The sequence below is a fragment of the Aeromonas sp. HMWF015 genome, assembly GCF_963878965.1.
Classification (GTDB): Bacteria; Pseudomonadota; Gammaproteobacteria; order Enterobacterales; family Aeromonadaceae; genus Aeromonas; species Aeromonas veronii.
Genome location: NZ_CAWNZT010000031.1, coordinates 1,791 through 9,558, shown reverse-complemented (window position 1 = coordinate 9,558; position 7,768 = coordinate 1,791). Strand labels below are relative to the sequence as shown.

General features: G+C 60.0%; 5 protein-coding genes and 1 pseudogene. All 6 read left to right on the top strand.

What is annotated here, in order from left to right:
• Positions 1 to 609 (top strand): annotated as a pseudogene (locus tag AACS18_RS22975) (chromosome partition protein MukF); the annotation flags it as partial.
• Positions 590 to 1,309, top strand: coding sequence for a chromosome partition protein MukE (gene mukE, locus AACS18_RS01425; protein WP_108613512.1), 720 nt, complete (start codon positions 590 to 592; stop codon positions 1,307 to 1,309). The pseudogene AACS18_RS22975 and the gene mukE, both read left to right, overlap by 20 nt.
• Before the next feature lie 3 nt (positions 1,310 to 1,312).
• Complete coding sequence (mukB, locus tag AACS18_RS01420) at positions 1,313 to 5,740, top strand: chromosome partition protein MukB (protein WP_108613511.1); 4,428 nt, start codon at positions 1,313 to 1,315, stop codon at positions 5,738 to 5,740.
• Positions 5,741 to 6,175: 435 nt separating this feature from the next.
• Positions 6,176 to 6,589, top strand: a complete 414-nt coding sequence (locus tag AACS18_RS01415; protein WP_108613510.1) for a septal ring lytic transglycosylase RlpA family protein — start codon at positions 6,176 to 6,178, stop codon at positions 6,587 to 6,589.
• Positions 6,590 to 6,688: 99 nt separating this feature from the next.
• The gene (locus AACS18_RS01410) at positions 6,689 to 7,171 is read left to right on the top strand and encodes a GNAT family N-acetyltransferase (protein ID WP_108613509.1); all 483 of its coding nucleotides are present in this window, start codon (positions 6,689 to 6,691) and stop codon (positions 7,169 to 7,171) included.
• Complete coding sequence (gene def / locus AACS18_RS01405; RefSeq protein WP_108613508.1) at positions 7,171 to 7,674, top strand: peptide deformylase; 504 nt, start codon at positions 7,171 to 7,173, stop codon at positions 7,672 to 7,674. The genes AACS18_RS01410 and def overlap by 1 nt, the downstream gene beginning before the upstream one ends.
• Positions 7,675 to 7,768 lie beyond the last annotated feature (94 nt).

The following is a 7,768-nucleotide window of genomic DNA, read 5'->3' as shown; positions in this document are numbered from 1 at the left end:
GCGCAGGGGCGCGATGACCTGTTTCACGTCGAGGAGCTGACTCACGCGTTGCAAGGGCGCCTTGACGTCATCACCAGCTGGGGTCAGCAGTGCATCGAGCTCTGGTCCCGCTACGACAGGCACGTCCACAAATTTATCCGCAACGCCATCGATATGGACAAGAACCGTGCCTTCAGCCAGCGACTGCGCGAGTCCATCCGCAATTTCGAGCAGCACAACTGGCAGCTGCGGGTGGCCGAAGAGCCCCGTCTGCTGGAGCTGCGCGATGAAACCATCGCCATCCACGACGAGGAGGTGACCGGCGAGGTGCCCCTCGAGATGGAGTACGTCGAGATGGTGGATATCAACCAGGAGCTGGCCGAGCGTATCGAGCGCTATCTGGCCCGCTACCCCGAGCAGGGGCAGCAGCTGGATCTGGCCGATGTGCTGCGCGAATACCTGCTGGATTACCCGGCCCATGCCCACTTCGATGTGGCGCGTCTTTTGATCGACCAGGCCGTGCGCCTGGGCCATGCCAGCGGCGAGCGCGAACTGCATCGCCAACCCGCATGGAAACCCATTAACCAAGCTGGATCCAAGGTTCAGGCCTATGTCATTGATCAATTCTGAGTTTCCCTTGCCGCTGCGCCTTGCAGAGGCGATTGCCAACCCCTTGTTTCCGCGCATCGACACCGCCTTGCGCTCCGGCCGCCACATCAGTGCCGACGAGTTCGAGCAGCACTCGGCGCTGGTCGAATATCACGGCGAGCTGGAGATCTTCTACGGCCGCTATCAGGTGGAGCTGATCAAGGCGCCGGAAGGCTTCTTTTACCTGCGCCCGCGCCCGAGCTCCGACATCGGCACCACTGTGCTCTCCGAGCTCGATATGCTGGTGGGCAAGGTGCTCTGCTACCTCTATCTGAGCCCGGACCGTCTGGCTTCGGAAGGGGTATTTGCCATGGCCGAGCTGCAGGAGGAGGTGCTGAGCCTCGCCGACGAGAAGCAGCTGCTGCGGATGGTCAACAGCCGCTCCGGCGGTACCGATCTCGACAAGAAGAAGCTGCTCGAAAAGATCCGTACCTCCATGCGTCGCCTGCGCCGCCTTGGCATGATCACCGCCCTTGGCAACGGGGATAAATTCCGGGTCAACGAATCGGTATTCCGTTTCGCCGCCGACGTGCGCTCCGATGAAGATCCGCGTGCCGTTCAGCTGCGGATGATCCTGGAGGGTGAAGCCATCTTCCACGACGACGAAATGCCGAGCAGCGACTCGCTCTTTGATGACATCGAGGCGGATCTCGATGAAGAACAACTGGATCTGGAGGTATAACCGGTGCGAGGCAAGTTCAAATCCCTGACTATGGTCAACTGGAACGGCTTCTTTGCCCGGACCTTCGATCTCGACCAGTTGGTCACTACCCTTTCCGGCGGCAACGGCGCGGGCAAGTCCACCACCATGGCGGCCTTTATCGCGGCGCTCATCCCCGACCAGTCACTGCTCCATTTCCGCAATACTACGGAAGCGGGCTCCAGCAGCGCCTCCCGTGACAAGGGGCTCTACGGCAAGCTGCAGCGCGGCCACTGCTATTCCCTGCTCGAAGTGATGAACAGCCGCGAACAGCGGATCTGGGTCGGCGTCCACCTTGAACAGGTGGCCAACCGTGACAACAAGGTCAACATCACCCCGTTCGCGCTGGTGGATGTGCCGGAGAATCTGGCGCCGACCGATCTGCTACTGGAGAAGCTTGATGGCGGCAAGGGGCGGGTACGCGCCTTTACCGATCTGAAAGGGGCGGCCGCCGAGCTGGGGGCGCTGAAAGTCGCCAAATTCAATACGGTGACCGACTATCACAACTTCATGTTCGAGTTCGGCATCACCCCGAAGAAGCTGCGTGATCAAAAAGATCGCGGCAAGTTCTACCGCCTGATCGAAGCCTCCCTCTACGGCGGCATCTCCTCGTCCATCAGCCGTTCCCTGCGCGAGTACCTGCTGCCGGAAAACTCCGGGGTGCGCAAGGCGTTTGCAGACATGGAGGCGGCTATCTATGAAAACCGCCGCACGCTGGAAGCGATCAAGGAAACCCAGGGGCAGCGGGATCTGTTCAAGAACCTGATCACCGAAACCACCCACTATGTGGCTGCCGACTATGTGCGTAACGCCGCCGAGAAGAGCCGCCTCTCCGAGCTGGCCCTCAAGGCGCGCCAGGAGCTGGCCGACAAGCGCCGCATTCTGGCCGAAGAGAAACAGCGCGCCATCTATCTGGCCGACGAGGTGGAGCAGCTCACCAACCGCGAAAAATTGCTGACCGACGAGCTGGAGTCTGCCTCCGAGCATCTGGCCAAGGTGATGGCGGCTGTCAGTTTGCAGAAGAAGATCGAGATGTATCGCGCCGATCTGGCGGATCTCTCTGACAAACTCGAACAGCAGCAGGCGGTAGTGGAAGAGATCCACGGCCAGCTGCTGGAAGTAGAAGAGCGCAAGGAGCTGGCACAGGCAGAAGTCGACAGCCTCAAGACCCAGCTGGCCGACTATCAACAGGCGCTTGATATCCAGCAGACCCGCGCCATCCAGTACCGTCAGGCGGTGCAGGCCCTCGATGCTGCCCGCGAGCAGTGCGAGCTGCCGGGGCTGACCGCCGAACAGGCGAGCGACACCCTGCACCAGTTCCGCGCAGCCGAGCAGAGTCTCACCAGCCGGGTGCTGGGGGCCGAACAGCAATTGGCGCTGGCCAAGGCGGCGGTGGCCGAGCATGAAGCGGCGCTGGCGCTGCTTTTGAGCATCGCTCCGGAGACAGTGCGCGAGGCCGCCTGGCCTACCGCGCAGGCGCTGCTCAAGCGTCACATCGAAGACAAGGCCCGTATTGCCCAGGGGCAGGGGCTGCGCGCCGCGCTGGCTCGCCTCGAGAAAGAGAGCGAAAGCCAGAAGAGTCTCTTCAAGCTGCGTGACGAGCTGCAGCAGGCCTCTGGCCAGCTGATTGCCAGCAGCGATGAGCTGGAGATCTTCCTCGAAGCCCAGCGCACCCGTCAGGAGGAGCTCTCCGAGCAGCAGGCAGAGGTGAACCAGCGCCGCGCCAGCCTCGAGCATCAGGGCACCCAGCTGGGTCGCGATATTGCGGAGCTCACCAAGCTGGCGCCGCGCTGGCTGAAATCGTTCGAGAAGCTCGAGCAGCTGCGCGAGCAGAGCGGTCTGCCGCTGACTACCGCCGAAGAGCTTTCGGCCGGTATGCAGACCGTGCTCGACAAGGAGCGCGAGTTCGAGCAGGAGAGCAACCGCATTGCGGCGCAGAAACAGGCGCTGGAGCTGCAAATTCGCAACCTGCAGCTGGGGGCTGGTGAGGCGGATCCCCGTCTTGCCCGCATCGCCGAGCAGGTGGGGGGCGTGCTGCTCTCCGATGTCTACGACGACATCTCCATCGACGATGCCCCTTACTACTCCGCGCTCTACGGCCCGGCTCGCAGCGCCCTGGTGGTGCTCGACCTTGAGGGCGCCATCGAGCGGCTGAAAAAGCTGGAAGATTGCCCGGAAGATATCTACCTCATTCAGGGCAACCCCGACTCCTTTGACGAGGATCTGGTGGAAGCGGACGAGCTGGGGGACGCCGTGCTGGTGCGCACCAGCAAGCGTCAGGTGCGCTTCTCCCGCTACCCCGAGCTACCGCTGTTTGGTCGCGCGGCGCGGGAAAAACGGATCGAGCAGCTCGACCTTGAGCGCGAAGGGCTCATCGAGGGCTACGCCAAGGCCGCCTTCGAGCAGCAGAAGTATCACCGTCTCTACGGTCACTTCCGCGACTTTATCGGTCAGCATCTGGATATCGCCTTCCGCCCCGACCCCGAAGCCGAAGTGCAGGCCAAGCAGGCCGAACTGCGCGCGCTGCAAGGTGCCATCGGTGAGTGCGACAAGCAGCTGAGCGATGCCAAAGCGGCTGCCGCCCAGCTGACCCGTCATATCCAGCTGGTGCAGGGGATGCTGCCCTTTGCCCACCTGTTTGCCGAGACTGATCTGGCGGCCCGCCTCGAGGCGGCTCATGCAGACGTGGAAGCCCTGAAACAGGCCGAAGCCTTTATCGCCAAGCACGGCAAGTCGCTGGAAAAACTGGAAACCATGGTGCAGGTACTGCGTCAGGATCCGCAGGATCTTGCGGTGCTGCAGGCTGCTTACGATGAGGTGAGCGATCTGCTGGCCGAGCAGAAGCGCCGTTGCTACGCCCTCGATCAGCTGGTGGCCCGTCTGCCGCACTTTGCCTATCAGGATGCACAAGACCTGCTGGGCAAGGCGTCCGAGATGAGCGAGCGACTCAAAGAGAAGCTCAAGGCGGCCGAGCTGGCAGCCCGCACCGCTGGCGAGCAGCACAAGCAGATTGCCCAGCGTTACACCGAGGCGCTGCAACTGCGCACCGCCCTCAACTCCAGCGTCGAGGCCAAGCGCCAGACCCTGACCGAGTTCGAGCAGGAGCTGGCGGCCATGGGGCTGACCCTCTCTGACGATATGGAAGAGAAGGCGCGCGCCCACAAGAAAGAGATCGAAGAGCTGCTGATCCGCACCCGTTCCCGTCGCACCAGCGCCGAGGCCCAGTTGCAGGTGACCAAGCGCGAGATCGAATCCCTCGGTGGTCGTCTCAAGCTCGAAGGCAAGGATTATTACAGCGCCCGTAAATCTCTGGTGGGTCACAAGGCGAGCTGGTCGCGGGTGGTGCGGCTGGCGCGGGAGACCGACGTCGAGAAGCGCCTCAACAAGCGCGAGCTGGCGTACCTTGACAGCGACGAGCTGCGCTCCATGTCGGACAAGGCCCTTGGCGCCCTGCGGGTGGCGGTGGCCCACGACGAGGCCCTGCGCGATGCGCTGCGTCTCTCCGAGGGCAACCGCAGCACCGAGCAGAAGGTGGCCTTCTACGTGCAGGTCTACCGCTACCTCAAGGATCGCATTCGCAACGATATCATCCGCTCCGATGATCCGGTCGAGGCGATCGAGGAGATGGAGATCGAGCTGGCCCGTCTGGCAGACGAACTCAAGCAGCGGGAAACCCACCTGTCGCTCTCCTCTCACGAGGTGGCGGCCAAGATCACCAACATCATCCGCCGCGAGCAGAACCGCATCCGGGTGCTCAACCAGGGCTTGCAGAACATCGCCTTCGGTCTGGTGCGCGGGGTACGCCTCAACGTCAATATCCGCGAGGCCCACACCCGTCTGCTGACGGCGCTGGCCGACCAAACTGCAATGCACAACGATCTGTTCGCCGACAAGGAGCTCAGCTTCTCCGAGGCGATGGCCAAGCTGTTCCAGCGTCTCAACCCACAAGTGGAGCAGGGTGATCGCAGCTATCAGGTGATGGGCGATGTGCTGCTCGACTATCGCAACTACCTGGAGCTGGAGATCGAGGTGCAGCGCGGTGCCGATGGCTGGCTGCGGGCCGAGAGCGGCGCGCTCTCCACCGGTGAGGCGATCGGTACCGGTCAGGCCATCCTCTTGATGGTGCTGATCAGCTGGGAGGAGGAGTCCCGCCGTCTGCGTGGCAAGGACATCGCCCCCTGCCGCCTGTTGTTCCTCGACGAAGCGGCCCGTCTGGATGGCAAATCCATCGCCACCCTGTTCGAGCTGTGCGAGCGGCAGGATATGCAGCTGCTTATCGCTGCGCCCGAGAACATCAGTCCCGAGAAGGGCACCACCTACAAGCTCATCCGTAAAGTGCAAGGCAAGCACGAGCATGTGCATGTGGTGGGTCTGCGTGGCTTCGGCTTTGCCGATGACAAGCTGATCGCCTGACTCTGATGGGCAAATAGCAAGAGAAAAGGGAGGCATTCGCCTCCCTTTTTATTGGAAAAATATGGCAAAGTAGCGGCGCAGCCCCTGATGGGGTAAGGCTGCGGATGAACGGGCTTGCCCGGTTCTGGTTAAGTATCCCTCTTGTTGTGCTGCGTTGCGGACGCAGATCGGAGGGAGTTTGCTTGCTCAAGTTGGCAAACGAGAGCAGAGAAGTGGCCCCTTGATTGTCTCTTGGGTGCAACAGTGGTGATTTAAGGCCTGTATTTATTGCAACAATCGTGGTGGCCACGGCGTTGGCAACCGGGCTGGGCGCCATGATGGCAAGGGGCCGCCTACATTGCGGTGGCTTGCCGGTATGGGGAGAATCTCCCCGTTACTGCGATGCGATATGATCAGCCGGGCTATCTATCCGGCAAGGTGAGCGAGGAGAAGTAGATGCGCGGCATCGGGAGAGAGGGAGTGGTGCAATCGGCCTGCAAAGGGGGGCTGCTGCTTGTCTGTCTGCTGCTGGCCGCCTGTAGCAGCCGTTATGACGAGAGCCACGGCGGCAGCTGGCGCGGCTATAGCGAGACTGGTTACGCCAGCTATTATGCCGACCGTTATCACGGTAAAAAGACCGCCAGCGGCGAGCTCTATCGCAACAACCTCAATAGCGCCGCCCATATGGAATTGCCCTTTGGCTCCATGGTGCGGGTGACCAACCTCGCCAACGGCAAGAGCGTGGTAGTCAAGGTCAATGATCGCGGCGCCTTTAAAAGCGGGCGTATTATCGATCTCTCCAAATCTGCCTTTAGTTCCATCGCCAATATTCGCGAAGGTGTTATCAAGGTAAAGGTTGAGGTGTTGTGACCGCTCGTGATGCTTCAGAATCTGCAGCCTTTTGGAAAAATCGTAATAGGGTGATTGTGCGCTAACAGCGTATTCAATATGGCTTGAGCAGGGAAAGAGATGGATATTGAGCTGATTGATGTGTCGCAAGATGAATTTGAACAGGTCTTTATTGTCGTCAAAGAGGGGATTTTTCCCTATGTTGAGGCGCTCTTTGGCTGGGATGACCAATTTCAACGCGAGCGACTAACCAGCTCATATCTGCCGCAATGGTTTTCGTGGATCCTGCATGGGGGAGAGCGCATTGGTCTGTTATGTAGCAAGCCATATGAGGATGCCCAGCATGTTCATCTGCTGATCATTTTCCCTCAGTATCAGGGGCGGCAGCTTGGCGCTGCCGTGATGGAACGGCTGCATCAGGAGGCTGAGCGTGAGGGGAAATGCCGGGTCACCTTGTCCAGCTTCACAGAGAACCATGGGGCGATACGGTTTTATGAGCGCCTTGGTTACAACGTGGTCGAAGAGGATCAGGCGTTTGTCTCCATGTCCCGGCCGTTGGGCTGTGACCTCGGATTGAAAAAAGTGGTTAATGGAGAGTTGTGATGGCGATTTTGAATATTTTGACGGCTTCCGATCCCAGGTTGAGGATAAAGGCCGAGCGAGTTGAGGATATCGCTGCCGTACAGGGGCTGATCGATGACATGCTGGCAACCCTGTATGCGACGGAAAACGGGATTGGTTTGGCCGCGACTCAAGTCGGGCGTAAAGAGGCAGTCGTTATTATCGACTTGTCCGAGAGCAGGGATCAGCCGCTGGTTTTGATTAATCCACAAGTGATAAGCGGTACTGATAAAGTGCTTGGACAAGAGGGCTGTCTCTCCGTGCCGGATTATTACGCGGATGTCGAGCGTTACAGCTCGGTGGTGGTATCTGCACTGGATCGAAAAGGTAATCCGATCACCATCGAGAGCAGCGATTTTTTGGCCATTGTCATGCAGCATGAAATTGATCATCTGGATGGCAACTTGTTCATTGATTACCTGTCACCGCTCAAGCGGCAGATGGCACTCAGACGAGTTAAAAAATCGCTCAAGTCCGCCAGCTAATGTCTGCGGATAGTGGCTGGCCGTTTAGTTATGTGAAGAGCAGGCAGAATGAAAGTAGCAAGATGGAATGTCAGGGCACTGTTTGGCCGCAATA